This window comes from Vibrio sp. SCSIO 43133, from assembly GCF_023716845.1.
Taxonomy (GTDB): domain Bacteria; phylum Pseudomonadota; class Gammaproteobacteria; order Enterobacterales; family Vibrionaceae; genus Vibrio; species Vibrio mediterranei.
Genome location: NZ_CP068024.1, coordinates 498,258 through 524,751, shown reverse-complemented (window position 1 = coordinate 524,751; position 26,494 = coordinate 498,258). Strand labels below are relative to the sequence as shown.

At 44.3% G+C, this 26,494-nt stretch carries 23 protein-coding genes; all 23 read right to left on the bottom strand.

Going from position 1 to position 26,494, the window contains the following annotated elements; translation table 11 throughout:
• Positions 1–22 precede the first annotated feature (22 nt).
• The 23 genes from JKJ11_RS02670 to JKJ11_RS02560 all read right to left on the bottom strand — a co-directional run bounded on the left by JKJ11_RS02670 (position 23) and on the right by JKJ11_RS02560 (position 26,489).
• The gene (locus JKJ11_RS02670; RefSeq protein ID WP_006071019.1) at positions 23–847 is read right to left on the bottom strand and encodes a carbon-nitrogen hydrolase family protein; all 825 of its coding nucleotides are present in this window, start codon (positions 845–847) and stop codon (positions 23–25) included.
• Positions 848–851: 4 nt separating this feature from the next.
• Positions 852–4,745 carry a YhdP family protein gene (locus JKJ11_RS02665; RefSeq protein ID WP_252038712.1) on the bottom strand — a complete coding sequence of 1,298 codons (3,894 nt, stop codon included), beginning with the start codon at positions 4,743–4,745 and terminating at the stop codon, positions 852–854.
• Positions 4,746–4,755: 10 nt separating this feature from the next.
• Positions 4,756–6,225: a ribonuclease G gene (gene rng, locus JKJ11_RS02660; protein WP_006071014.1), complete on the bottom strand. Its 1,470-nt coding sequence runs from the start codon at positions 6,223–6,225 to the stop codon at positions 4,756–4,758.
• Between the two features lie 18 nt (positions 6,226–6,243).
• Positions 6,244–6,813 (bottom strand): Maf family protein, encoded by a 570-nt coding sequence (locus JKJ11_RS02655; RefSeq protein ID WP_252038711.1) that lies wholly within the window; start codon positions 6,811–6,813, stop codon positions 6,244–6,246.
• Between the two features lie 4 nt (positions 6,814–6,817).
• Positions 6,818–7,306, bottom strand: a complete 489-nt coding sequence (gene mreD, locus JKJ11_RS02650; protein WP_006071011.1) for a rod shape-determining protein MreD — start codon at positions 7,304–7,306, stop codon at positions 6,818–6,820.
• Between the two features lie 17 nt (positions 7,307–7,323).
• Positions 7,324–8,187 carry a rod shape-determining protein MreC gene (gene mreC / locus JKJ11_RS02645; RefSeq protein ID WP_006071010.1) on the bottom strand — a complete coding sequence of 288 codons (864 nt, stop codon included), beginning with the start codon at positions 8,185–8,187 and terminating at the stop codon, positions 7,324–7,326.
• A 61-nt stretch (positions 8,188–8,248) separates the two neighbouring features.
• Positions 8,249–9,292: a rod shape-determining protein gene (locus JKJ11_RS02640; RefSeq protein ID WP_006071009.1), complete on the bottom strand. Its 1,044-nt coding sequence runs from the start codon at positions 9,290–9,292 to the stop codon at positions 8,249–8,251.
• Between the two features lie 151 nt (positions 9,293–9,443).
• Positions 9,444–13,418 (bottom strand): DUF6701 domain-containing protein, encoded by a 3,975-nt coding sequence (locus JKJ11_RS02635; protein WP_252038710.1) that lies wholly within the window; start codon positions 13,416–13,418, stop codon positions 9,444–9,446.
• On the bottom strand, positions 13,415–13,888 hold the full coding sequence (locus JKJ11_RS02630) for a hypothetical protein (RefSeq protein WP_252038709.1): 474 nt from the start codon (positions 13,886–13,888) through the stop codon (positions 13,415–13,417). Before JKJ11_RS02630 ends, JKJ11_RS02635 begins: the two co-directional genes overlap by 4 nt.
• Positions 13,878–14,606 carry a PulJ/GspJ family protein gene (locus JKJ11_RS02625; protein WP_252038708.1) on the bottom strand — a complete coding sequence of 243 codons (729 nt, stop codon included), beginning with the start codon at positions 14,604–14,606 and terminating at the stop codon, positions 13,878–13,880. The genes JKJ11_RS02630 and JKJ11_RS02625 overlap by 11 nt, the downstream gene beginning before the upstream one ends.
• Positions 14,606–15,184 (bottom strand): type IV pilus modification PilV family protein, encoded by a 579-nt coding sequence (locus tag JKJ11_RS02620; protein WP_006071004.1) that lies wholly within the window; start codon positions 15,182–15,184, stop codon positions 14,606–14,608. The genes JKJ11_RS02625 and JKJ11_RS02620 overlap by 1 nt, the downstream gene beginning before the upstream one ends.
• Positions 15,174–15,647 carry a prepilin-type N-terminal cleavage/methylation domain-containing protein gene (locus JKJ11_RS26010; protein ID WP_006071003.1) on the bottom strand — a complete coding sequence of 158 codons (474 nt, stop codon included), beginning with the start codon at positions 15,645–15,647 and terminating at the stop codon, positions 15,174–15,176. Before JKJ11_RS26010 ends, JKJ11_RS02620 begins: the two co-directional genes overlap by 11 nt.
• 147 nt (positions 15,648–15,794) lie before the next feature.
• On the bottom strand, positions 15,795–16,271 hold the full coding sequence (locus JKJ11_RS02610; protein ID WP_006071001.1) for a type II secretion system protein: 477 nt from the start codon (positions 16,269–16,271) through the stop codon (positions 15,795–15,797).
• 17 nt (positions 16,272–16,288) lie between these two features.
• The gene (locus tag JKJ11_RS02605; protein ID WP_412104842.1) at positions 16,289–16,825 is read right to left on the bottom strand and encodes a prepilin-type N-terminal cleavage/methylation domain-containing protein; all 537 of its coding nucleotides are present in this window, start codon (positions 16,823–16,825) and stop codon (positions 16,289–16,291) included.
• Positions 16,826–16,914: 89 nt separating this feature from the next.
• Complete coding sequence (locus tag JKJ11_RS02600; protein WP_252038707.1) at positions 16,915–17,382, bottom strand: hypothetical protein; 468 nt, start codon at positions 17,380–17,382, stop codon at positions 16,915–16,917.
• Positions 17,383–17,388: 6 nt separating this feature from the next.
• Positions 17,389–18,612 carry a type II secretion system F family protein gene (locus JKJ11_RS02595; protein WP_006070996.1) on the bottom strand — a complete coding sequence of 408 codons (1,224 nt, stop codon included), beginning with the start codon at positions 18,610–18,612 and terminating at the stop codon, positions 17,389–17,391.
• A 29-nt stretch (positions 18,613–18,641) separates the two neighbouring features.
• Positions 18,642–20,366 carry a GspE/PulE family protein gene (locus tag JKJ11_RS02590; RefSeq protein ID WP_031496801.1) on the bottom strand — a complete coding sequence of 575 codons (1,725 nt, stop codon included), beginning with the start codon at positions 20,364–20,366 and terminating at the stop codon, positions 18,642–18,644.
• A complete protein-coding gene (locus JKJ11_RS02585; RefSeq protein WP_252038706.1) occupies positions 20,356–21,429 on the bottom strand; it encodes a tetratricopeptide repeat protein in 1,074 nt (357 codons plus the stop codon). The genes JKJ11_RS02590 and JKJ11_RS02585 overlap by 11 nt, the downstream gene beginning before the upstream one ends.
• 2 nt (positions 21,430–21,431) lie before the next feature.
• Entirely contained in the window at positions 21,432–22,271 is an 840-nt protein-coding gene (locus JKJ11_RS02580) for an ExeA family protein (protein ID WP_006070992.1), read from the bottom strand.
• Positions 22,272–22,319: 48 nt separating this feature from the next.
• Positions 22,320–23,999: a pilus (MSHA type) biogenesis protein MshL gene (gene mshL, locus JKJ11_RS02575; RefSeq protein ID WP_252039086.1), complete on the bottom strand. Its 1,680-nt coding sequence runs from the start codon at positions 23,997–23,999 to the stop codon at positions 22,320–22,322.
• A 15-nt stretch (positions 24,000–24,014) separates the two neighbouring features.
• Positions 24,015–24,341 carry a hypothetical protein gene (locus JKJ11_RS02570; protein WP_038229124.1) on the bottom strand — a complete coding sequence of 109 codons (327 nt, stop codon included), beginning with the start codon at positions 24,339–24,341 and terminating at the stop codon, positions 24,015–24,017.
• Positions 24,334–24,984 carry a type II secretion system protein GspM gene (locus tag JKJ11_RS02565; RefSeq protein WP_124940615.1) on the bottom strand — a complete coding sequence of 217 codons (651 nt, stop codon included), beginning with the start codon at positions 24,982–24,984 and terminating at the stop codon, positions 24,334–24,336. The genes JKJ11_RS02570 and JKJ11_RS02565 overlap by 8 nt, the downstream gene beginning before the upstream one ends.
• Positions 24,981–26,489, bottom strand: coding sequence for an MSHA biogenesis protein MshI (locus tag JKJ11_RS02560; RefSeq protein ID WP_124940614.1), 1,509 nt, complete (start codon positions 26,487–26,489; stop codon positions 24,981–24,983). Before JKJ11_RS02560 ends, JKJ11_RS02565 begins: the two co-directional genes overlap by 4 nt.
• Positions 26,490–26,494: the final 5 nt, after the last annotated feature.

The window sequence follows — 26,494 nt, the reverse complement described above, 5'->3', positions numbered from 1 at the left end:
TTACTCTTTATAGTAAATATAATTAGTGTAAGTGCTGTTCAAATCGAATGTGTTTAGCGACAGGCATACTCTGTCTCACTTCTTCAACAACATCAAAATTCAGTTCGGCGGTTATTGTACCTGTCTGCTGCTCAAGCTGTCCTTGAACCTCTCCCCAAGGCGATATCACCATAGAGTGTCCCCAGGTTTCTCTTCCACACGGGTGGGTGCCACATTGATTAGCTGCGACTATCCAACATTGGTTTTCAATCGCTCTAGCACGCAACAGGACTTCCCAATGTGCCTTTCCAGTCACCGCAGTAAATGCCGCAGGCACAACAATTACGCTCGCCCCTTGAGCCCTCAACGCACTGAATAGATGTGGGAAACGCAGGTCATAGCAGATGGTTAAGCCCACCGCACCAAAATCAGTCGGCACCATCGCAATGCTTGTACCCGCTTTAAACGTTTCTGATTCACGGTAATTTTTGTGACCATCATTGACGTCTACATCAAACATATGCAGCTTATCATAATGATTCATACGCTGCCCATTTACGTCAAAGACCAGCGTTGTTGTAGTCACTTCCGTTTCAGAAACCCGAATAGGAAAGCTGCCAATAATAAGGTGAATCTGATGGCGTCTTGCTAAGTCAGATAACTTGTCTTGATACTTGCCTTTTCCTAAAAATTCCGCGTGACGGTGATAATCGTCACGGGAACCAAAAACCAGCGAGTTCTCTGGGGTAAGAATCCACTTCATCCCCTTAGCAGAAAGAAACTCAACCTTATGTTCAATGAACTTGAAGTTCTCTTCTGGTTCAGGTCCTGATGTCATTTGTATGATGCCAAAGCGTTCCTTGCTCATGGTGTTACTTAATCTCCTTCTTGAGGTTTTCAGGTAACTTATACTCTCCCTGACTCCTCGAAATCTCACTTACCGTTGGTGAGTCCAGTGGACCTTTAACTGAGTAGTTAACTTGTGTCACGACCTCAACCACTGGTGATATCACTGTCGTCACGGCAAGCACAACCAATGCTGTCTGAGGCGTCACCGCAAAAGCCGTAATGATAGGGATCCCTGAAGTCATGTCAGGCGTAAAGTTTACTTCAGCGTCGACGGTTTGAGTCGAGAGGTCAGCCAATCCTTTAATCGTCATTTCACCAGCGACCGCATCCATCTTAATGTCATTGGTCACAAACACGCCATCTCTGATTTTGCCGCTACCTGTAATTGAGTTAAACGCCATCCCTTTATCAAATACATCGGTAAAATCGAGCTGCATCTTACGAATAATGGAATCCAAGCTAAACAAACCAAGCAAGCGTGCGGCACCGCTCACATCAGAGATAATACCTTTACCTAGCTTAGTACTGATTTCACCACTGACGGTATTTACTCGCATCGACCATGGTGCGCCATCCCACGTTAACTTTGAGTCGAGATCAAATGGTGCACGTTGGATACCAGAGGTAATACCAAATCGTTCCATAAGATCACTGTTGTTCTCACCACTGACTGCTAGGTTGACCTGTGTTTTATTTTGCTGACCAGCGACCATCCAGTTGCCGTCAATATGTACTTTGTTTGTCCCACTCGATAAGTCCAGTTTTTTCCAAACGAGCTTATTACCTTGTCGTTCAACATCCATATCCACTTTGCCGACTTTGTAACCTTGGAACCAGAAGTTATCAATTGTCAGTTGAGTATCCGGCATGATATCAAAGAAGGTTTTATCAAACTCAGTCACTAATGGTGCTTCAAGGTTTTCCTGAGTGATCAGCGACTCATCATCCTGTGCCTTCTTATCAAATTCTGGCACGTAGATATGCAGACGCTTCAACGCAACATACAACTCGTTGTTGTCGCTGTAACTCGCCTGCCCTTTTGCCTCTTGGCTATCAAGATCGAACTGCCAGCCACCTTTTTTGTATCTGGCATTGAAGTTCACATCGTGCCACTCAATACCACCTAACATCAGTTCTTTCGCTTCCACGTTTACCCGTTTAGGTAATGGAAGCTCCGGTTTATTCAGCTCATCTAGTAATGCTTTCTTTTCACTCGGCGGCTCTTTAAACAACTCGCTCCACTGGTCGACATTGAACTTATCGGACCGTACTTGGAAGTGATGGCCAACTATAGGGCTGATTTTGAACCCACCTTTCCCCAACACCAAGTTAGTCGCCTTAAGAACCGGAACCTCTCCTGTGATATCAATCTCGGTTTGGTATTTAACGGAGGGTAACTGCAATCTAGCGGTTATAGCTTGTTGGTTTCCGGAAGCTTGAAGCCTTGCTTTACCTGATTCACCAAACGCTTTTTTGAGTGGATAAGGATAGTCACTCGCAATGGTTGCAAGGTTAGCATTCAGATCAAGCTGGTAAGTAAAGCCGACATCGTTAAGCTGAATATCCACGTCTAGGTTCCAAGGCGAATGCCCTGCCAGTCGACTGACCACCTTATCACCAACATAAGGCTCTAGAGGTGCGGTTTTCCAATCTCCAACCGCATCAATTCCAACCGAATAACCTTTGCCAGCATTCTGCCCTTGAAAATCAAGGAAAATCGGCTGGTTCAGTAAGTTTGCAGACAGCCCTGTCGCTTTCACCACATCATTGTCAAACTCAACTCTACCGGACACTTTTTCCAGCGTCATCGGGGGAGCATCAATTTCGACATGATTGTCTTTTAGCTCCGCATACCCCCAAGCTCTGGACGGAGTATCGTCGCCAGAAAACGGAATATACAACTGGAAGTCGGCATTAACATCGCCACTAACTTGAACCGCGGTTAACGCGGCACCAACCGAGTCCACCAGCGGCGAAGCGGTCATATAATCCCTGACGGCACTGCCTTGACCTGTTGCCTTCGCTTCTATTTCAAGGTGCCCATCACCACTGAGTACTGGAATTCGACCCGTAATTCGCTGGCCTTTAACATTCATCAGTGTCGCAGAGCGAGAGTCCAAATACATGGTCTCATTCTGGAACAACAAATCGAGTTGTAAATCAGTCAGTGGTGGCCAATTGGTATCAAAACTAAATTTAGCATCGCGAAGTCCCACCCAAGCTTGGAACATGCCGTTATGTTCTCGATATGGGAAGTCTGACAGTTTGCCATACCACAACAGCTTAGATGTATTGACTCGACCCGCTTGGATCGCTGCCGATAAATAGTCTGTAAGACTTTGCCCCATAGCTAAAGTTGGCAGATAACGCCAAACCTCACCTGCATTGTAAAGATCCGCTTCGGCATAGAATGACAAGAATGGGCTGTCATTCTTAGGGAAATCAAGTCTAAAAGCACCAAGCACTTGCAAGTCTGGCGTCGCAGCCGTCACTTTATCAGACCATAACGACCAACCTTGCTCGCCGTTATTTTGCCAATGAATATCAACCAAACCTTGCTTAATATTCAGTGGAGCTTGAAACACATCACCATAAGGGAAACGATCATCAATAACGTTAACGCGGGCATGAGCTTGCTTCATGTTACCGCGCACCGATCCTGAGACATGAGAGAAGCCTGGCAAAAGTTCCCATTGCGACATCGACATATTCTCAAGGTGTGCCGAATATTTCAGGGAGTCAGTACCATTAGTTTGGGACAGTCGAATATCTTCAATCAGCCCACCTGGGTTGAGTTTAGTTAACCACTCTTCCACACTCGGGTCAGGACTTAGTGATGCCAATGGCTTTAACGCATTCACATCGAGCTGAGAAATATTCACTTGCCATTGCTGTTGGCGATTCCATTCTGCTGCAATATCCAGTTCAGGCCACGGAACATCATTAGTTCTGGCTTGAACTTCATGAACATTTAGCTGCCAACCAGCATCTGATGGCAATAAATGCATAACCGCAGACTCGACGAATAGATCGTGGTCTTTGCCATCTTTAGACCAACTAAGCTCAGATGGTAACACTTCAAGATAAGCTTCTTTTGCAGTGCTGTTATCCAATGTAATCCAGCTGCGTAAGCTGACTTCACCATCTTTAATACCAGTTTGCTGCTTTTGAGTTTCAGACAGCCACGGGGACAGTGACATTTGGTCCACAGCGACGTAAAAGTCGCCAGAAACATTCGACAGCGAGCCTTTATCAATAAAGTCCGCTCTCACTTCTAGTGAGTTTAAGTTTGCATCGGCAATGGAGATGGTGCCCTGTGCTAAATGGCGTGCCTTTTGATTCCGCCATTGCAGATTCTCTATATCTAACTGACGTTCTTCACCAGATATAGATTGATACAACACAGTTGAATTAGCGACAGCAAAGCGATCTAACTGCCTTAATAACAAGTTATCTAGGCGGTTGACCAACTGCTCGCCACTCGCTGCGGGTTGCTTGGGCTGTTGAACCGTTTTTGGCTCGGTCGCTTTTAGTAAATCGACCGAACGAATGTCCAACATCATGTCATTAATGACCATATCCGCTAAGACAGGCTGTCTTTGAATAATGGTTTGAATCAAGTCAAATTCGAGCTCTAAATTCCCGACTTCGAATTTGGTTTCAGGACTTTCAGGAAGACCTACAACAACACCTTGAAGAGAAATAGAAGGGTGAGTGTTACGCCAAAAACCGCGCACATCTTTCAAAGAAATATTGAGACCTGTTCCTTGGTTTACCCAAGTCACAATTTCTGGTTGAATTTTGTTTAGCTGTGGCAAACCCACACGCAACACTGTGACCGCAGAGGCAAGTAATACCAATACGGTCAGTAGTAACCAGAGAAAAAAACGGACAACCCGATTAACGCGAGAACTCACAAATTACTCATTACATCATAACAACATCAAATTGTTCTTGAATATATAAAGGCTCAGCTTGAATTCGAACCTGTTTACCTATAAAGACTTCCAGTTCAGCCAATGCATGAGATTCATCGCCTTCAAGTGCTTCAGCAACAGCAGGAGACGCATAAGCCACGAATTTGTCGGCATCGTAAGCTCGATTAACACGCGTGATCTCGCGTAAAATCTCATAGCAAACTGTTTCGACGGTTTTAACCGAACCTCGGCCTTCACAAGTTGGACAACCACTACAAAGAACATGTTCAATACTTTCTCTAGTTCTTTTTCGTGTCATCTCAACCAACCCTAACTGGGTGAATCCATTGATATTCGTCTTCACTCGATCTTTAGAAAGTGCCCCTTCTAGAGAGTTCAACACACGTTGACGATGCTCTTCAAGGCCCATATCGATAAAGTCGATGATGATGATACCGCCTAAGTTACGCAGTCTAAGCTGTCGAGCAATAGCTTGCGTTGCTTCGACATTGGTGTTGAAGATAGTCTCTTCTAAGTTGCGACGACCTACGAATGCACCGGTGTTAATATCAACCGTTGTCATCGCTTCAGTTTGATCAATAATCAAGTAACCGCCAGACTTTAAGTCGACTTTACGTTCAAGTGAACGTTGAATCTCATTCTCGGTATCGTACATATCGAAAATGGGCTTATCGCCTTCATATAGTTCAAGCAAACTCTCCAGTTCAGGTACAAACTCGCTAGTAAACTCTTTTAAGCTCTCAAAAATCAGTCTTGAATCCACTTGAACACGAGTAATTTCCGTCCCAACGAAATCACGAAGAATACGATGCGCTAGACCCAATTCACCATATAACGTTGAACGCGTTTTATATTTAGTACGACGTTCATTGATTTTGGTCCACAAACGCTTAAGGAATGCAGCATCTTGCGCCAGTTCTTTTTCATTCGCTCCTTCTGCTGCAGTTCGAATAATAAAGCCACCGTTTTCATCGCAGTAGTCAGCAACCACATTCTTTAAACGGTTACGCTCTTCTTCGCTCTCGATACGTTGAGAAACACCGACATGACTCGCGCCAGGCATAAAGACGAGGTAACGGGATGGGAGGGTGATATCCGTGGTTAAACGAGCACCTTTAGTTCCAAGCGGGTCTTTGACCACTTGCACTATGATGTCTTGACCTTGACGAACTAACTCAGAAATATCACGGACTTGAAACTGCTTCTTTTCATTTTCAGCCACACACTCAGTGTGCGGTACGATGTCGGAAGCATGCAGAAACGCCGCTTTTTCGAGGCCGATATCCACGAAAGCAGCCTGCATTCCAGGCAAGACTCGGCTCACTTTACCTTTATAGATGTTGCCAACAATTCCACGCTTTGCTTCGCGCTCAATGTGGACTTCTTGGAGAACCCCACCTTCAATCATGGCAACCCTTGTTTCACTAGGAGTTACGTTTATTAACAGCTCTGCACTCATGAGCGCACCTCAATATTTTTAATTATTTATAAATTCTTGCAAGAGCTGGTCAGTTTCATACAGTGGCAGTCCAACTACAGCGTAATAGCTGCCCTCGATTCGAGTGACGAAGCGTCCCCCTAATCCTTGGATTCCATAACTGCCAGCTTTATCTTGAGGTTCTCCACTTAACCAGTATTGTTCGATTTCTTTTTCGCTAAGTGTTTTGAACCATACATCCGTCGTTACCACGACCGATGACTGCTTATTCTTAGATACAACACTGACAGCAGTGAGCACCTGATGTTTTTCTCCCGACATCCCTTGAAGCATAGCTTTGGCATGTTCGAAATCATTGGGTTTTTCTAGTACATGTTCGTTTAAAACGACGACCGTATCAGAACCGACAACTACAGAGCTGGAGTCGCTCAGCTCAAGCCCAGCCATCGCTTTCTCTAACGACAAGCGCTCAACGTACTGTTGAGCACTTTCTTGGGCTTGTTTCACTTCTTCAATATCAGGGCTCACCACTGAGAATTGGTATCCGAGCTGGCTTAACAGCTCTCTGCGTCTTGGTGAAGTTGACGCCAATACTATCTTTGTAGTCATTGATTTACCTGACATGCCAATGCCGTCTTACACGACGCAACAGTAAAAACATCCATGGCCAAAGTATACAATTAATCAGACCACTCCACAGCGACATCGGATTAAAAGTGACGTCTTGGATCAAATACTCACCAAAAAAGATAAACACTTCTAGCAGCATAGATATCAAGGCCATGATCGTAGCCTGCTGCCAAAGTGCCATGTTTCTAAGTACCAAGAAATTAAGAGCCACGATATAGATGACAATCGACATCATCATCCCGCGAATGCCCAAGGTAGAACCGACTAGCAGATCCCAAGTCAGACCAACGATCAATGCGGTACCCACATTTACTCGATGCGGAAGTGCTAAAACCCAGTAACCTAAAACCAAGAATAACCATGACGGTCTTACGAAGTCTAGCACGCCTGGCCAAGGTATGGTTTGCAATACAAGCGCCACTATCAGTGACACACTGATCACTAAGTGACTGCGAAATGAACTATTAGCCATAATAGTATGAGAATCCTTTATTGCGCGTTCAGCGTATCTTCAACCGCTTGTTGCTGTCTATCATTACTCGGCCAAATCAACAGTAAGTATCGTAGTCGATCAAAGTCGACCACGGGCTCCGCAATAATGCTGGCAAACTCTCGTCGATTGTCTCGTTGTACCGATTTAACATGAGCAACTGGATAGCCTTCGGGATAGATTCCACCCAGACCAGAGGTCACCAACAGGTCATCTTTCTGAATGTCAGTACTTGTTGGAATGTGCTCTAGTTGAATCTCATCGATAGACCCATTGCCTGATGCAATAACTCGAATATCGTTACGAATGACTTGCACTGGTATTGCGCTGTTAGAGTCTGTCAGTAGCATAATACGGCTGTTGTGAGCGCCAACGAAGGTCACTTGACCAACGATACCATTTTCATTAATAACCGGCTGACCTTCGTAAACACCGTCGATACGACCTTTATCAATCACCACTTGGTGACGATATGGTGACGTGTCCACAGCCATAACCTCTGTCACCATCTTCTTTTCATCTCGGACGAAAGATGAGCCTAAAAGCTCACGAAAACGCTGGTTCTCTTCACGGTATTGATCAAGCAAAATCAAGTCACTTTTAAGGCGCAACACTTCGCGTTTTAAGTTTACGTTTTGCTCGGCTAGACCTTGTCGAGTATTTAGCCTTTCATAGACGCCATCAAACATGGTACGAGGAAGGTTCGCGGCATACTGAATCGGTGCGACTGCACTGTTTAATAAGTAACGGAAATTTGAGAATGTATCTAAACGACTATCAGCCAGCATTAAGCCGGCTGATAAAGTAACAGCAAGAAATAACCGAAGTTGTAAAGAAGGACCTCGACCAAATATTGGTTTCATGTACTCATAATCCTGATGTGGACTCTAGTTTCAGTGCCACACCAAAACTAGAGTGAAACCATTATTCTTCTGTAAATAGATCGCCACCGTGCATGTCGATCATTTCTAGAGCTTTACCGCCACCACGAGCCACACATGTTAGTGGGTCTTCAGCGATAACAACAGGGATACCAGTTTCTTCAGTGAGCAATCGGTCTAGATCGCGTAGCAGTGCACCGCCACCTGTTAGTACCATACCGTTTTCAGAAATATCAGAAGCAAGTTCTGGCGGACATTGCTCAAGCGCAACCATCACTGCCGATACAATACCAGTTAATGGCTCTTGCAACGCTTCTAGAATTTCATTTGAGTTTAGGCTAAAGCTACGAGGCACACCTTCTGCAAGGTTACGACCACGTACTTCAATCTCTTCAACCGTATCACCTGGATACGCAGAACCGATTTCGTGCTTGATCTTCTCAGCAGTCGCTTCACCAATCAAGCTGCCGTAGTTTCGGCGCACATAGTTGATAACCGCTTCGTCAAATCGGTCACCGCCGATACGTACTGAAGAAGAGTAAACCACACCGTTAAGTGAGATAACCGCAACTTCTGTTGTACCACCACCGATATCAACAACCATAGAACCTGTTGGCTCAGAAACGCGTAGACCTGCACCAATAGCAGCAGCCATAGGTTCATCGATCAAATACACTTCACGAGCACCTGCACCCAGTGCAGACTCACGGATAGCACGACGCTCTACTTGTGTTGAACCGCAAGGGACACAAACTAGAACACGTGGGCTTGGTTTAAGAACGCTGTTGTCGTGCACTTGTTTGATAAAGTGCTGAAGCATTTTTTCGGTCACATAGAAGTCAGCAATAACGCCATCTTTCATTGGACGAATCGCAGAAATATTACCAGGCGTTCGACCTAGCATCTGCTTCGCTGCATGGCCTACCGCCGCAACGCTTTTGGCTGAACCCGCACGATCTTGGCGGATTGCTACTACAGAAGGCTCGTCAAGGACGATACCCTGTCCTTTTACATAAATCAGTGTGTTGGCAGTACCTAGATCTATCGATAGGTCGTTAGAAAACATGCCACGCAGTTTTTTAAACATATTCTTCGCTCGTCCTGCAAGAATGAGAAGACAAAAATTGCACTAAATGTACCAATGCCTTGCCATCACAGCAAGGCATTGAAGCAGAAACATGGGGTGAAACCCGCATTTTCTTACAGTTTCCTTACTTAACGCAAAAAATTCACAGGATTTATTGTCCGATAAGGCGTGGCTCACCTCGATAAATGACTCTATCATTTCCTCTATGTGATCCGAAGGTCACTACAGCATGTGGATCTTCATCACCCACACCGCGCCAGTTATATCTCAACCAGGAACGACCGGCATTACTGTCAAAACACTTAACAGCACTATCGTTTTGGTTCAGTTTAATTGGGGCACTTTGATCAAGCCTTAACCACAAATTAACTTGTTCGCGAATCCTATTGTTGCTTGCAAAGAGTTGGCTGCTGCTACCTTGGCTGATGGCAGCATCTTCTGTGGTTATAGTATTGCCGTCTTTATTAAACAGCTTTGCATCTGTCTCTAGCTGACCTGACCACAAGATCTGCCGGCAGTAGTGCTTACCATTGAATACAGAACCACTGTCTTCATCATTGAGCACAAACCCAGTCTCAGTCCAATATTCTGTTCTCAAAGGGATATTGATGTCCGTTGTCAAATCGCCACCAACGTTATCTATCACCATACGGCCATAACGAAACTCGGGTTGTATTGGGAACGCTTTCGCGTTGGTACCACTTACGGTTAAAGAAGGGCTTTCAAAATCTACACCGTCAACTAAATTAGACTGTACCCCAAAGTGCCCTTTAACAGGCAGTTCTTTTATCGAGGTAACACCATCCAGTTGATAACGTTTAGAGAAAACATAATCACCAAAGCTAGCCTCAAGTCGAGCTCGTGAAGTGCTGCATGACAAGTCAGTAGAATCGCACTTCCAAGCTTCACTATCCCAACTCGTTGCCGTCGCACTTATTCTCGGTAAGTAACTATCACCACTTTCATTGGCAGCAACATGATTTAAGGTCACCATCAAATTGGAGGCAAAATAACCATAGTTAGGGGTAGGTGATTTTTCTAGATTACGCGCCTCCACAACAAAGCTTGGTTTTATTGGTTGGCCCATATATGCAAACCCTGAATGCCCTGACTCATAGCCCCATTGATTGGAGACCATAGCAAGATGATGAGGATAGAAGCGGCCGATACTACGGCTACTTGGATTGATTACCATCCCCAAATAGTTCGATTGACTTTGAGTCTGTACTAGAAGACTTCCGACATCTTCCCAATAGAGAGCGTAAAATGGCAACGCACCATTACTACCTCGATTACTACGAACAAATGTTGACCCGTCCTCACCATCCATTTTAATAGGGAATCTTTCGTCGACAGGTCTAACTGCAGGCGTGTTCTCAGTGGCAGTGAGTAAAACACTGGAGACAGGCGCATCATTATCGAAGTAATTTTTGGTGATAAATTGCGACTGGCAAAAGGATGGCAATATCGGAATTTCACCTTGAGTCGCGCCATTTTTCTGCCATCGAATTGGAACGGCATCTAGGTTAAAGCGTTCCCCTGCTGCTTTATAGCCACTGCCTTGAGATGAAGTACCATCTAATGCTAATTGGTAGTTTGATGCATCACAGATCGCGAACGTCCACGGCCTTACTTTTAACTCGTGAACTCCTTTATATGTGACGCATTGCTTCGCGGCGTCCGCACCTTGTTGGTCTGAAGGGTTATGCTCACTCTCATTGACACAACGCGTCTGAGATAACTCAAAAGAAACTCGCCCAGCTTCATCGTATTGAATATCCATCAGAGCACTGCGACCAGCATCAGGGGTGCTGCTGCCATGAGAAAAATCTAGTGCGAGATCCGTCACTGGAATTGGCACAAAATCATTACTCTGTGCAGCTTTGACTTTAACTGATGCCTGTACTGTTGGAGATTTGGGTTCTAGATAACGTGTCGTTGTAATATCAACGTTTTGCACTCCAGAATAGTTTTTTGCTGCTACAACTTGGGACAGACCTGAACGCGTTACATTACAGGTCACAGGGCGTACTTCGAGCGTTGCCGATTTTCCAGCAATCAAACTAGACGCTTGCGGCGTAAATTCAAACTTGTTTGCCGTAAACTCGTAGTTACCTGTCACAAGCGTATTGTTCGCACTCTCCACCAATTCACCGGACACGCTGAGCTGTTCGATATGTTGGCTACTCACATCAAATATAACCCGGCCGTTAGTACTTGGGTTGTATAGCCCCTCGCTAATACGAATCCCTTCTATCAATTGCATTGTGGCAGAGGCAGGCACTGTAATTCTGACGCCTTTGGTGTAGTCTTCAATAGGCTTACCGTACTTATCTACCACATTAAACGTGACTCGTTGGGTTTCACAACTCAATGCGATACCTTTTAATGGCTCTAATTCCAAATAGTAGTCTTGACTTGGTGGTGGCGCTTTACATTGCGCAGGAATACGCGCAAACAACACATTACCTTCACCTTCAATATCATTATCATCTCTGTCTTTATGTCGTTTCCGATCATCATAGTCACGCTCACCAAGCGTCACATTTGGGGCAGCAACCCCACCAAAGATGTAGTTGTCTTCACCATTGACTAAGAAACCTCGCGTTCCGACAGTAGCAGCTTTAGGAGGGACATAAAAATAGGCTTTGATAACAGAGTCTTCACTCTCTATTTCAATGTCACTGCCCGCGCCATGCCCGACAAAAAGTAAATCTTCACTGTTTCCTAATGTATTGATTTTTAGCTCATCTTTGAAGTGAGGCGGATACAGCTCTCCGTTTGCTTTTATTCCTCGATAATTGATCTTAACTGGCCCATTGATCAGTTGTATCTCCGCATCTTCCAGATGTATATGCTCATTAACCCAATACTCGCCAGAGTCAATAATAAGCTTACTGTCATCTTTAACCTCTAACTTCTTGATCTTATTATTAGTCCATTTCAAATGACATACTTTGCCGTCTTTACACTTAAAATCGCTCGAATAGTCACCACTCGGAAAATCATCCAATTGCGGTGGATAGTTTTCAAAGCTCTTCGTGGGCTCCACTTGACAGTTTTGCCAACCAAAGCCACGTAAACCAATGGATGAAGACGTATAAAAGCAGCCGCCATAAGTGCTGTTATTAGTAAAGCGAGAAAACGCGAGGCCAGTGTTATTGCGCGGTAAAACGATAGCGTTGACATCAAATTCATCAAACCATTCGTCTCTATCATTGTCATATTCACTATTCACATTCAGAAGCCCTTGTGGCGAACCAGATGTGTCATAAAGGGTAGTCTGCACTTCTTCTTTGAAATAAGGGCAAAGATCAAGCTTAAACTCAGGTGGGGGTGGTGTGTCATCGCACAACTTAGGTAAATTAAAGCTATTCTTCTTACCTGTGACCGACATATGGTTGACCGTAATATTCATATTAAGATCGTTGTGCTCACCGCTTACCCTAAACCCCTTTTGAAAACTAGATGGATCTACGTATAGGGCAGCAGAGATCTTATTGTGATTCGTCAGATTGATAGCTGCGTTGGAGCCGTGTCCAATTAAAATAAGATCAGTTATTGCGCCATCTTTATTGATATGTGAATGACCACTTATGTAGAACTGGCGGTAGTGCAGGATTGTTGGCGCACTTACTTTGATTTTTGCTGCATGCTCCAAGGTCAACGAGCCAATCCAAATCTCCCCTCCTTCTAACGTAAGAGTCTTACCTTGCCTCATCGTTATAGATTGCACTTTACTACCACTTGGCAATGAGCAGTGCTTATCACTACAACTTGAGGGTTCAAGGTTCGTAGGAAAGACAGGTAAATCAACTGGTAAAGTGGGCGCATGATTAGTTGGGTTCACTGCACAACTATCAGTTGGAGCATTTGGATAGTAACAGTGGGCCGCTGTACCGCTATAAGCTGGACTGTTCGCTAGATAATTGAATGGCATTTTAAAACCATCCACATCAAAAATAAGCGTCTGGTCATGTCCCGAAAAGTCCACTTGAGAGACGTAAGGGTAACCATCTTGGCGATAGTTAGTTTGAACTGATTCTGGAAAGTAGTCGCAATATTCTATTGCATAACTATTTGCTACGACGAACAAGCTAATAAATAGAGCGATCAATTGCTTCATTCAGAGAATCCTTTTACCCAAGCTTCTTGCTGACGTTGAATATCAAACCCTTGTCCATCTCCGCATATTGCCGTGCTGGTAATTTTAAAATAGCTGAGCTGTTTTGGAATAAGTTCTAGGTCGCCACCATTAACCGTTTCACACTGAACTGAAAGGCTACGGCAGTTAATACCCACTTGAGAAATTAAATAAGACATTGCTACAGATGACGATGGTTGAAGCTGGTTACATCTGATTTCTAGCTCTTCTGTTAGACTCGATTCATTTAATGGATAGAGCTGCGTCAACGCCCACTCAACACCAGAGTTCGCCAAAAACCAAGCTTTGGTACCAATCAACTCACGTGATAGCGCCTCGTTACTTGACCATTGAATTCTATTGAGATTCATTGCCAACATACCCATTACCACCACAACAAAAATGGCAACGATGTAGACACTCCCTTGCTGTGAACGTTTTCTAGGGGACATTGAGCACCTGTACATCATGTTGGAAGTTAGACGCTTCTCCCGCTTGATTAAATACTAAATTTAGACGAACTAAAGCTGAGCGAAGTAGTGACGCTTCCAGGTGAGTAAAACTGCTTTTTACTGGTTCGATATTGGTGGCAACACGAATACCGTTTCGCTCTATCTGACCAGACGTGGTAATGCAATAATCGACCTTGTTTGCTGAATTGTAGATATACAAACGCTGCCCAACCGAGTTCTGTTCTGGTAGTTGATTTAACGTAAAATATTGTGCTTCGACCACAGAGCTGACCCTTGCCAAACTTATCGCTCGACGACCTTCAAGATCTTGCTGTCGACTTGGATTAATGATCAACCTTTCGGTATTGGCAAATTTATGGGGATATTGGTTAATGTTACCCACCACAAACTCAGTTTTTCCTAACTTCTCATCCAAATGATAAAAGCCGGAAAAGGTTATTGGATAAAATGAGACACATTGACCGTTCAAAGAGGTTTGAATGCTGTTGGGGACGGCGTGCCTAAGCTCACGGGACATTTTCTCAATAACAAACTGTGCTTGGTTCTGGATTTTAGTGCGCGCTACTGAATCCACATAACCACGGGCACCAAACTCGACAAAACCAGCAATTCCTAAAAACAGAATTCCAACCACCACCATGGTGATGATCATTTCTAGTAAGGTAAAACCGCCTGATTGCTTAACGGAGAATGACATTAGTAATTCCCCTTATACGCAACAAACTCATATTCGGTGAAATTACTCGCTGACACACGGACAATGATCTTTTTGAACGAGCTTGTTTGATGCGGAGTTACTTGACCACCGAGTGCGTTATCGTAGTCGTAGCTAACCAGAATATTAACGACAAAATTGCGGTAGTCGTCTTGCTCATCACCACCGAGAAGTCTTGTAATAGATAAGCCTTGCTGGCACTGCTGCTGGGCGTTGGCACCGTACCAGCAGCCTATATAGTCATCGACATCATTATAGAAGGCGGGCTGCTCGTTCTTGTCCGGACCTAATGAAGCGGGTGATGTGCATTGCTTATCAAGTTCATCGCAACGCCATAGGCTACCGTTACGATCACTCTGCTCATCAAAACTCACAGCTAATATCTGGTTCAACACCGCTTGTCCTAATGAAGCTGCTCGTACTTGGTAGTGCGGTAAAGCGCTTTTCTGCACACTAGGGAATAAGAAGCTCGTCAATGTAATCAAAGCTATAGCCAAGATCACTATGGCAAGTACGCTTTCGATCAGCGTCATCCCTTGACTCATTTTTCTAGCACGCATCGACAAAACCTTCTGAATTAATACAAATGGATGCCGATTCACTAAATTGAGTGAATTGAATCGTAATGGGGTAAGTACAAGATTCACATACTGGACGACCAAGTAAGTCAAAATTCAACAAGCTAGTGGGAGCAGAGACCTGAATGTTATCCAACGCTAAATAATCCGATTGCTCTTCAGGGTTCGCAAGAGTGCAACTGTACCGAGAGCCAAAACAACCATCTTTAATCGCCAGTTGGTAGCGGCTATTGAGCTCACCGATATCGCTGATATTGGATTGCATTCGCCCAAGCTGTATTTGCTGAGTAATCGCAATAGCTTGTTCTTGTGCTGCAATGACGGAAAAGCCCGAACGGTTTAAAAATCGACTCGCAGCCACTACCGACACAATCGAAACTAAAACGATCACCACGATCAGTTCGATTAGCGTAAACCCTGATAACTTACGTTGTGGGATTAACATAGTAGTACCTGCGAAAATGATTGATAAATAGTATACAAAAGGACAGTACTAACTCACCTATCTATCATTAGAAATCGTTAAAAATCAGAATACCTATCACAACACAAAAAAGGCCAGCCGGAGCTGACCTTTTTGCGTCTTGGCTAATTAACAACCTGACGCTTCAACGGTTACTCTAGGTGCTGTACCCGCTTGAGTTGATTCGTCGTATCTTACAAAACAGTTAGATTGACGAATCGTACGGAAGTTAGCATTTGAACCATCATCAAAGGTAGCAATTAGCGCGTCACGACGAGTCGCAAACATCCAATCTTGTTGCAAGCCATCTACTGCACTTACAAGGCCAGCAGCATCAGCAGTTGGGTAACCAAATGCAACCGTTACTGCTTCATTAGTACCCGCATTAATGGTAGCCGTTGCTTGCTGTTCAACACCTTCTACTGCAGCTTTGCCGTAAACAATGCCATTTGCACCTGAAATCGCACCTTTTAAACCATTAAGAGATGATTCACGAGCATCACCTTGTAGATTTAAAAAACGAGGTGCTGCAGTTACTGCAAGAATACCCAAAATAACGATCACCACGACCATTTCAATTAGCGTGAAACCACTTTGTCTTTTCATTTTTATATTCCTACAACTTATTTAAGTTCAACAGTAACTTTACCGGTACGAATATCGTACTCGAAGTAATGACGGTTACTTTCGTTTTGTGTATAGCGACATTTAGTGCTGCTCACTGCCTGCGCTAAGTACTTAGTGCCTTTTGAAGGACTGTTTGTATACTGCTCAACCGCTGGAGAGTTTTGCAGTAAGTTCTCCATAAGGAATACGCACGCTTCGACATTTACGTTGTTGCTATTGTTAGCGTTAGTATTACTAGGGTAACCATCACGGAAGCCTGTTGTGCCATCTTCCGAGCGAGTCAACCAGAAACGAGTACCATCGTAATCAACGTAGTTATTTACACCTGACTTAGTTCGGCCATTAGCTTCCCATTGCGCGCGAGCTGATAACACACCAGTTGCAAAACCACCAGCAACCGCTTCAACGCTAGATTCTTTTGCACTTTCTGTTACATCAACAAATCGTGGTAGAGCCGCTACTGCAAGTAGGCCTAATACCACAATAACCACGACTAACTCGACTAGTGTAAAACCTTGAGCTTTTTTCATTATTTGATCCATTTATATCAAAAGTGTGATTTTCTGCCCAAATTATAACTAGTTGAATAATGATTACAAAGCATTAACGTCAATTTTTTTACTCAAGTCAAAAAAATGACTTCCATATGCAAGCTATTAATTTTAATTGCTTTAATTTCAATATCAGTATTTATACCGTATACACAACTATAGTTTTTTTTATCAATTCGCTCTGATTTTATAAATAGATTGTGTTTTATAGAATCCGCGTCGTTGTAAAGTATTGATAACAAGTATTTACAGTTTCTATTTTCATTATTTGATAGGGTAATCCAACCGGTTTGGTCAAATTTTACGACGGTATTATCAACTTGTAGATAATTTGGTTGTTTCTCTATTAACCAAGCTTGATGCAATTCATTAATGCGCTGTTGCATAACTTTGCCGATCACTACCGCTTTAGTACGGGTGATTTTTTCTTGATTACGATTCACCGTAGATAAGAAAAACCCTACAAGTACTAGAATCACACAACTCCAAATTAGCCAGCGCAGCGCATCTCTTTGGAAAAAGACACTCTTGATAGCCATCGCTCGTTACATTCCTTTCATGGCATCGAGCATGCCCCACATAGGCAGGAAAATGCCAAGAGCCAGTATTAATACCATTCCAGCAACCACAGTGAGCAAAATCGGCTCAATTCTGGCGGTTAGGGTCTTCAGATCATAATCAACTTCTCGATCGTAAAAATCCGAAACTTCTAACAGAAGCTCATCAATACGACCCGTTTCCTCTCCGACAGAGATCATCTGAATAACAAGCGGCGTGAAAATATTGGCATTAATAGCAGTTGAAGACACCGTGCTTCCGGCCTCAATAGCCGCCTTCATTTCCATAATGCGGTTTTCCAAGTACTTGTTGTCTATTGCTTCAGCCGATAACGCCAATGACTGATTCAAAGGCACGCCAGCACGAAGCATAAGAGCAAATGTTCTTGAGAAACGTGAAAGTTGAGCACGATTTACAATGCCGCCGACAATAGGCAGCCTCAACTTAATATGATCCCACTTTTCCCTACCCGCGGCCGTAGCAAGCCAAGCACGAAACGCAAACAAACTGCCAGCCATCGCACCCAATAAGAGCGGCCAATAACCGACGAAGAAGTTCGAGGTAGTAATCAGAATACGAGTGGGAAGAGGAAGATCGACGCCAAACCTGGCAAACATATCAGCAAACTGAGGGATAACTTTGATATTCAGTACAAACAACGCGGCAACGATAAAGGTCAACACAAAGGTTGGATAGCGCATTGCCGCCTTAATACGCTTACGAGTTTCGACTTCTTGCTCATAATAGGCAGCCAGTTGCTCTAATGCTTGGTCTAAACGTCCCGTATTTTCACCCACAGCAATCATAGAAACAAAAAGTGGACTAAACACGCGAGGATGAAGCTGCATACAACTCGATAAGTTACGACCGTTAGTTAGTTCATTAACGACTTCTTCCAAGGCGTATTTCAACTGCTTGTTAGTACAGTTTTGCGTCAGGCCCTTCATGGAGCGTAACAATGGCACACCGGCTTTCGTTAAACTGAACAACTGACGACAGAAAATAACCAGCACTTCTAAAGGTACCGCCGGCGCTATCAATGCACTTAGGCTGTCGCTAAATGACGTTGACTTACCACCTTGTGAGATCGACGTTGGAATCACCCCACGAGAGATCAAAATCTCCGCCGCGGTTTCTTCACTGGCAGACTCTAGATGACCAGAAATCTCTGAACCATCAAGATTGCGCCCTTTATAACGATAGGTTGGCATTGTCTTATCTCTAGCTATAAACCATTAAACTAAATGTAAATAGGTTCGATGCTACCGGAAGCATCCCCTTCACCCAGTGCCATCACTTCATCTAAGCTGACGGTTCCTTGAATTGCGAGTTCCATTGCGGACGCGAGCAAGGGTTTATATTCTTTCGAGGCTCTAGCTCGCTGTGAGAACAGTACAGCATCATTCGCCCGTAAAGCGTCCATCATTCCTTGGTCGAGTTCCAGCATTTCGAATACGCCTATCCGTCCTCGATAGCCGGTTAGATTACAGTTTTGACACCCCTGCCCTTTATGGAAGGTCATCTCTGTTTGATTAGGGAAGCGAGTCATCAGCCATTGCTTTACATGCTCATCCGCTGGATGCTCACGTTTGCAATCGGGGCAAATTCTTCTCACCAAACGTTGGGCAATGACCGCTCTTACGGCACTAGCAACTAAGTACCCAGGAGCCCCCATATCCATCATTCGTAACGCACTGTCGACAGAATCATTGGTATGCAAAGTTGTAAGAACCAAGTGCCCGGTTAATGCCGCACGCAAACCAATTTCCACGGTTTCTTGGTCACGCATTTCGCCGACGAGAATAATATCTGGATCTTGGCGTAGGAAAGTTCTCAGGATCGATGAAAAGTCTAAATTAATTTTTGGGTTTACTTGAACCTGATTGACTCGAGGCAAACGATATTCAACCGGATCTTCTGCAGTAATGATCTTTTTTCCAGGACTATTTAACTCAGTCAGCGCACCATATAAAGTTGTGGTTTTGCCGGACCCCGTTGGTCCAGTGACCAAGATCATTCCGTGAGGGCGACGTAACTGCTTTCGCAATTTAATCAGCAGATCATTTGGAATCCCCGACTCTTCAAGCCTTCTGACACCTGTTGATTGGTTGAGCAGACGCATGACCACAGATTCGCCATGTTCAACAGGCATAGTCGACATACGAATATCAACCGATTGTCCTTTGGCTCTAATATTAAATCGGCCATCTTGAGGTAGACGCTTTTCCGAAATGTCCAAATTTGCCATAAGCTTCAGTCGCAGTACCATTGCTGGCGCAACATTCACTTCATTTAATAACGTCTCATGTAACACGCCATCAATACGCTGTCTAAGACGCAACACGTCGGCATCTGGTTCAATATGAATATCAGAAGCACCTACTTGAATGGCGTCTTCAAACAAAGAGTTAATCAGCTTAACCACCGTCACCTCTTCGCTTTCATCTTCTTCAATATTGAAGTCAAAAACATCCGTCGACTGATGCTCAGCATGAAGCTGCTCGGCAAATGAAGCGATTTCTTTGGTACGGCGATAGTAGCGGTCAAAACCGTCAAGCAATTGCTTTTCGGGGGCAATAACAAACTCGATAGCGTATTGACCAAGTTGGTTTAACAACGATTCCTGAACAAAAAGATCCGCAGGATCGCTCATCGCGACTCGCAATGTATCGTCTCGACGACCAATCACAAGTGCTCGCAAGCGTCTTGCATGAACTTCAGGAAGAAGCTGAACCGCATCCACATCAACTTGTGCCCGACTTAAATCGATCAATGGTAAAGCTAATTGCTGCGACAAAAACGTTAGCATCTGCTGTTCGGACAGGGCAGCCAGCTCTATTAGTGTTGCACCAAGCTTTCGGCCTGTATTACGCTGAATCGACAAAGCCTGCTGTAGCTGCTGTTCATTGATAATGCCTTCTTCAACCAGTAAATCACCGAGACGTTTACGAAGTTTAATTTGCATCATTACTTCCTTCGAGGCTTTCTATGACCTTAAGTCTGTCGCGAATAAATGCTTTCGACTGGCTTGAAACACCTATCTTTTCGAGCGCGTTTTCATAAGAGTTTTTAGCCAGTGAAAACTCCATTTTACGCTCCTGCTGAATAGCCAGCCCCATCCACCAACGAGCATTTTCACCGTCTTGTTGGGTAAGCAACTCATAGCTTTGATAGGCCAAATCGGCTTGTTTATTTCGCTGCGCGAGACCGGCTCTTAGTGATAAGTATTCAATCGATGGATACTCGGGCAGATAAACCAATGGCGTGAGGGCTGCCTCCTGTTGATTCTCTTTGATAAGTAATTTCGTTAACGCCAAACGCAACCTTTCACCAGACGGGTTACGATTAATCCCTTCTTGCAAAAGTTCATACGATTTTCGGGTCTGACCTTTACCGTAGTAGAGCGCCGACAATCGCTGTCTCACTTGCTCGTTTTCCGGTGCGTATCTAAGTGCAGCGGTATAATTCTCAAGTGCACCATTAATATCATTGGCATCAATCGATTTCTTGGCACGTTGAATGGCCTTTTCCGCTAACTGTTCCGAGCTGAGTTCTACTTGCTCAACCACCATCTCTCCACCGTTGGCTTGAGGCTCAACTTTATTTGGAGATAGTTGGGCTAACAAAATAGGTTCAGCAGAGGACGGCAATACGTGCATATCTGCCATCGTAGTGACGGCTTTTGACTGGTCTTTGACTAACGATACACGTTGAACATCAGTCAGCTTTGCCTTTGGTAAGTCAAACACATTAGAAGAAGCGGAGCCTAAATTCGCTGTCGGTGAGTTTAATTGGGTACGAGGCGGCGCTAAAGAGCGTGCACCTTCTTGAGGCACACTCATAGAAGGTGGCATATTTGCTGTAGAAAACGCCCAGCTTCCCATCGCTAAACTGACTAAGATTCCAACCCCAATCCACACAATGGGAGAGGTATTTCTCACTTTGGGTATTACAGCTTGCTCAATATTCACATGAGAATTATTGGGTTTACTAGTCAGATTTGATAAGGCTTTATTAATCGCACTCATAGTTATTTCCATCCCCAGAGTACTGGGTATTTGAATATCGGTTTGGTGGCATCAAAAGTATCTTTTATCGCCAGATACAAGTGGCGGTTTAATACCTGCTGGCTGTTGTCACCAAACGCTAACAACAGTGTTTTATGGCAAATTTGGTGCACTAATCTTGGAACGCCTTTACTTGCTCGCCATATGGCAGCCAGTTGATGATGACTGAACAGATGTTCTTCACGTCCAGCGCTCATCGTTCTCTGCTGGACATAAGCAAAACACTCAGCTTTTGCCATAGTACGCAATGTGGCACTGAAGGTGATTCGCTGTCTAAATTGCCTTAGGTGATGCTGTTCAAGTCGCGTATCCAATTCAGGCTGCCCAAACAGCACTAAGTGCATCAATTTGCTGTCTTCGGTTTCTAGATTTCCTAATAAACGAAGCGTCTCTAGTGCTTCATCAGATAAGGCCTGAGCTTCATCAATCAAAGCGACTACTGGTCGCTTGGACTGTTTGGCTTCGATAAGTTTTTTCTGAATATCTTCGAGCAACGTATGTTGCTGGCATTGCTCTATGCCAAGTTCTTTAGCAATAGCAATTCTTAACTCAGCACCGGACAACACCGGATTGGGCAGATAAACTAAGCTGTAATCAGCCTCGAGCTGTTTGATTAACATTCGGCAGACTAAGGTTTTTCCAGTACCTACTTCGCCCGTGACTTTGAGGACTCCTTCACCAAGTGCCACGCCCGCCGTCACAGTCTGTATCGCCTCATAATGCGGCGACAGACCAAAAAACAGCGCAGTATTGGGCGTCAGTGCAAATGGGTATTGCTCAAATCCGAAATAGTCTAAGTACACCGTTTATCGTTCCAATCGCTTCAACTCAAACGTCAAGCCCTAAGCCTTTTAATCTTCAGGGAACCACTCGTTAAGTAAGTCACGAGAACGCTCAACTTCTTTCTGCCATGTATTCACGCCAACAACAGTCGGACGTAGCAAGATGACCAACTCCGTCTTCTCTGTCACGTTTTGCGTATTTCTAAACAAGTGCCCCAGTGCAGGGATATCCCCAAGATATGGCACTTTAGAGACCATTTCAGTAGTTGCTGATTTCATCAGGCCACCAATCACCACAACGTCGCCGTCAGCTGCACGGATAACAGAATCTGATTCACGAATAGAGCTTTTCGCTAGCGGCACAATGATAGAATCCCCTAACACTTCTATCTCTTTTTTCTCTTCTTGAACTTCAATAACCGCAGGATGAACATGCAGCAGAACATTACCTTTTTCATCAATTTGCGGCGTCACGTCCAAAGAAATACCCGAGAAGAAGGGCGTTAATTCAACTTGAGGCGCTACGTTGGCATTTTCACCAGAACCAATAACGGTTGAGATATCAGTCACGAAGTACTCATCGGTACCCACTTTGATAACCGATTTTTGGTTGTTAGCGGCGGTGATTCGAGGACTAGAGAGGACATTGAGATCGCCTTGCGTCGCCATAAAGCTCAATACGGCTTCAAAGTGTCCGTCCGTAATGGTCACGTTAGTTTGCCCACCCAACAGGGTGCCAATCTGATTTAAAGGTGGTGCTGGGTTTTGTGCTGGTCGGGAGATAGACACACCACCACTACCAATTGCCGCACCAATATTGCTCCAGCTAATACCTTGTTGATAACCGTCGCTCAGCGTTACTTCTAGAATCTTTGCTTCCAGAATCACTTGACGATGAAGTCGCTGCTGCGACATATCTAAAAATTCTCTAACCTGACGAATTTCATCGGGATAAGCGCGTAACGTAAGTAAACTGGCTTGAGGGGTAACCACTACACTGCGGCCGTCACCAGTACCTATCAACTTACTCACTGCTTGCTCAAGCGCAGGCCAGAAATCACTTTCACTAGTGGTTTCAATGCGGGTACCACCTTGCTCATTATTGTTGCTATTGCCACCATTAACGTTATTTGAGTTCGATGAACTGGACGAGCTCGAACTTGAGCTGTTCGAGTTCGAGTTCGAGTTATTGTTTGAATTACTGCTATTGTTGTTATTGCTCGAATCTCTGCTGGAGATGGTTCCAGTCGTGATTGAGGTTAATGAGCGACCTGAACGTTTGAACTGCAAGTAATCCACTGGAATAGAAACTGTGCGTAGGCCCGCTGGATACACTTGGATGATTCGACCTTTTTTCTCAATGTCATAACCATACATATCACTAACGTTATCCAGCACTTCATCTAACGTCACATCACTCAAATTAGCAGTAATTTTACCCGATACGCTCGGGTGAATAGACACGCTATACTCAGTTCCTTTTACCAAACTGGTGAAAAATGCTTTGGCTTCAACACCATTGGCTTGTACTCGGAAACGCTTCAGCGTTCGGCTTGAATGTGAGCCTGCCTGAGTGTCTAGCTCAGGCATTAGGTCGGCTTCCACCGTTGGGGGCAACTCATCTAGGCTCTTGTTATTCGCATTGTTTACCGATTCATTGAGACTTTGCTTTATTTCAACCGGATCTCGATGTCCCATTGAACATCCCACCAATGCGGCGATACATATACCGACTACTACCTTACGCATCATATTCTTATAGCCTTAGTTTTTTACGTCCATCGCAAATAAGCCAAGTTTCCACTGCTTGCCTGCGCGCTGAAGGAGGAGATTTTCACTGTTGATATTGACGACTTTGTAACCGTTAATGACATCACCTTTTTCAACCACTTTGTCATTCATCACGGCTGAACACGGCATTGCCTGTTCGCAAACAATGCTTTGCAATGTCGGCAATCGGTACACCACTTTTTTCTTCGGTTTCGTTTGTACTTGTGTTGGCTGCGCCCACCCTAAAGGTGCAGTGGGATCTTGGGTCGCCCACGAAGACATGGAAACACTCAATAAGGCGATAAATATTGCTCTAACCACCGATAAACTCCTTGCGAGTGCCCAGTGTGTACACTTCTAGAATCAAGCGAGCTTTAGGATGTTTTTCCACATCATATTTAAAGCTACGCCAATAATATTTAACCGGCATTTGCTCCAACTCAGACAGATATTTGGCGATAGCAAAATAGTTACCCGTCAATTCAATTTTAACAGGATGAACGAAGTAACCGGAGTACTCACTTGCTCCATCAGTGCCAGTAATAGGCTCTGGTGGTAGCGACTCAAGAGCGACAAGTTTCAAACCTTGGCTCTTGCTTAACACCAATTCAAGCAGGTTAGTCATTTGGACCGGTGAGATAAGATTATCCACCAATCCAGAGAGCTGTTCTGATAACGCTTGGCTCTCATCAATTAACTGATTGAACTCAAGATTAATGTCTTTGTCTGGATCTTGTTTAAGCTGGCTGCTCAATACTGAAAGCTGCCCTTCTAATTCCATGTTTTCACTAGAAACTTGTTGAAGTTGTCGTTCCAAACGGTTCTTTTGCAATAAACTAGGCTCTAGCAACAGCAGATAAAGCATCATAGCCACAATGACGAAAGCACAGATTGAGAGTAACGATTTTTCTCTTGTACTTAAGGCGAGGAACTTCTGATCTAACTTCAGCCAATAGTCCTTCACTGCTGAGCCTCCAATACTTGTGTCGCATCCACTTTTTCACCCGCATTTACCACAGTATCTAGAGATCGATTTTCTGGACTAGTACGCAATTCAAATGTCACGACATCATTAGTATTACGACCAATTTTCAAGGTCTTAAAGGTTCTTCCAACCAGACTTTGCTCTTGCTTGAATTGCCCAACCCAGTTTGGAATCACACTGGCGTTTCGTGCTAATCCAGAAATATCAATATTGCTTTTATCAAGGTAAATATGTTGAATTGAAATGTCGTTTCTTCCCAACGTCGCAAGCGAGTTCATCACGCTTGAATAGCCAACTTGCTGCTCTTTGTCATAGTCATCTACCGCATCCAACGCGTCTTTTTTCGCGGCGATCTCCTGCTTTAAGCGCTCTACGGCGGCAACTTTAACCGGAGAAGGTCGATGTGACTCCAACGCCGCTTTTTGCTGGCTTAATTCATCGTGTAATGAGTCTGCGCGAGACTCCGATTGTGCTAGCTCGCTTTCTAATTGAACTGTTGAAACTGAAATATACCCATACACCGCAACAGCAGCTGTTACTGTCAGAGCCATTACAGACGCAACTCTAGTTAAGGTGAAATGTTCTTGTTTAGGCTTTAAATACGATGGATACAGGTTAACTGCTGGCCCTTCCAACTGCTCACTAGCAATTTGAGCTAATAACGCTCCAGACCACCCCGTACGCTCGGAAACGAGCGGCTTCACTTTGACATTCAATCGTGCAGTGAGTGCTTCAGCCAGTTGGTTTTCCGATTCTTCATCACAGCAAACTTGCAACGCATGTACGCCACCTGTTTTTAATTGTGATGACAGATAATCAAGAGACCTTTGCAACTCAAGCGCTAAGCTGTCGACATCAAGTCCAATGGTTTCACCTTGAATAACAGGGCCAGAAACACTACGAATGGTTCGATGGAAAATCGGCAATTGTTCAACAAAAGCACTCACTCGATAATGATGAAAACGACTTCTTTGCAGTAAAACAGCGCTGTGACTCTCTTTTTGAGCTCTTGCCCAAAATAGCTCTTCTGGAATAATTTGAGACAGTTCCAATCCTAAGTTTTCTAATACACCACGAAGCTGTAACAGCCAGGATTTCTGAATCACATAGGCAGTTGTTTTATTCAAGCTTGGCAGCTCTAGACCATCGGCAACAATCTCAGTCACTCGCTCACTGATAACATCCTTTAATAAAAAAGGCAGAGCTTGAGGCCATTCAGATTTTGGTATTCTTGGCGTGTCTATTTGATAGGTATGATAAAGGTCGCTACCAATGACAACATTGACGCCTTGGCCCTTGGTTGCTTTGGGCTGCAGCAGTTGCTCAAGCGCCTTTTGCCAATTGTTGGCAGTAATATCACAGTTACTAACCTTAAGCTGTCCTTTCTCTGACAAAAAGACGCCGTCCGACTGCATAATAACTACCATTGGGGAAGTATTCGCTTGTTTCGACCTAAATCGAGCAACGATGTTTTTAAACGTCATAACAT

Excerpts from the sequence above, each read along its gene's own strand:
- JKJ11_RS02590 (WP_031496801.1), bottom strand. The coding sequence starts at position 20,366 with ATGCAAATTAAACTTCGTAAACGTCTCGGTGATTTACTGGTTGAAGAA.
- JKJ11_RS02625 (WP_252038708.1), bottom strand. The coding sequence starts at position 14,606 with ATGTCATTCTCCGTTAAGCAATCAGGCGGTTTTACCTTACTAGAAATG.
- JKJ11_RS02655 (WP_252038711.1), bottom strand. The coding sequence starts at position 6,813 with ATGACTACAAAGATAGTATTGGCGTCAACTTCACCAAGACGCAGAGAG.
- JKJ11_RS02610 (WP_006071001.1), bottom strand. The coding sequence starts at position 16,271 with ATGAAAAGACAAAGTGGTTTCACGCTAATTGAAATGGTCGTGGTGATC.
- JKJ11_RS02620 (WP_006071004.1), bottom strand. The coding sequence starts at position 15,184 with ATGCGTGCTAGAAAAATGAGTCAAGGGATGACGCTGATCGAAAGCGTA.
- JKJ11_RS02595 (WP_006070996.1), bottom strand. The coding sequence starts at position 18,612 with ATGCCAACCTATCGTTATAAAGGGCGCAATCTTGATGGTTCAGAGATT.
- JKJ11_RS02560 (WP_124940614.1), bottom strand. The coding sequence starts at position 26,489 with ATGACGTTTAAAAACATCGTTGCTCGATTTAGGTCGAAACAAGCGAAT.
- JKJ11_RS02670 (WP_006071019.1), bottom strand. The coding sequence starts at position 847 with ATGAGCAAGGAACGCTTTGGCATCATACAAATGACATCAGGACCTGAA.
- JKJ11_RS02640 (WP_006071009.1), bottom strand. The coding sequence starts at position 9,292 with ATGTTTAAAAAACTGCGTGGCATGTTTTCTAACGACCTATCGATAGAT.
- JKJ11_RS02635 (WP_252038710.1), bottom strand. The coding sequence starts at position 13,418 with ATGAAGCAATTGATCGCTCTATTTATTAGCTTGTTCGTCGTAGCAAAT.
- JKJ11_RS02630 (WP_252038709.1), bottom strand. The coding sequence starts at position 13,888 with ATGTCCCCTAGAAAACGTTCACAGCAAGGGAGTGTCTACATCGTTGCC.
- mreD (WP_006071011.1), bottom strand. The coding sequence starts at position 7,306 with ATGGCTAATAGTTCATTTCGCAGTCACTTAGTGATCAGTGTGTCACTG.
- mshL (WP_252039086.1), bottom strand. The coding sequence starts at position 23,999 with ATGCGTAAGGTAGTAGTCGGTATATGTATCGCCGCATTGGTGGGATGT.
- JKJ11_RS02600 (WP_252038707.1), bottom strand. The coding sequence starts at position 17,382 with ATGGCTATCAAGAGTGTCTTTTTCCAAAGAGATGCGCTGCGCTGGCTA.
- JKJ11_RS02585 (WP_252038706.1), bottom strand. The coding sequence starts at position 21,429 with ATGAGTGCGATTAATAAAGCCTTATCAAATCTGACTAGTAAACCCAAT.
- mreC (WP_006071010.1), bottom strand. The coding sequence starts at position 8,187 with ATGAAACCAATATTTGGTCGAGGTCCTTCTTTACAACTTCGGTTATTT.
- JKJ11_RS26010 (WP_006071003.1), bottom strand. The coding sequence starts at position 15,647 with ATGTTAATCCCACAACGTAAGTTATCAGGGTTTACGCTAATCGAACTG.
- rng (WP_006071014.1), bottom strand. The coding sequence starts at position 6,225 with ATGAGTGCAGAGCTGTTAATAAACGTAACTCCTAGTGAAACAAGGGTT.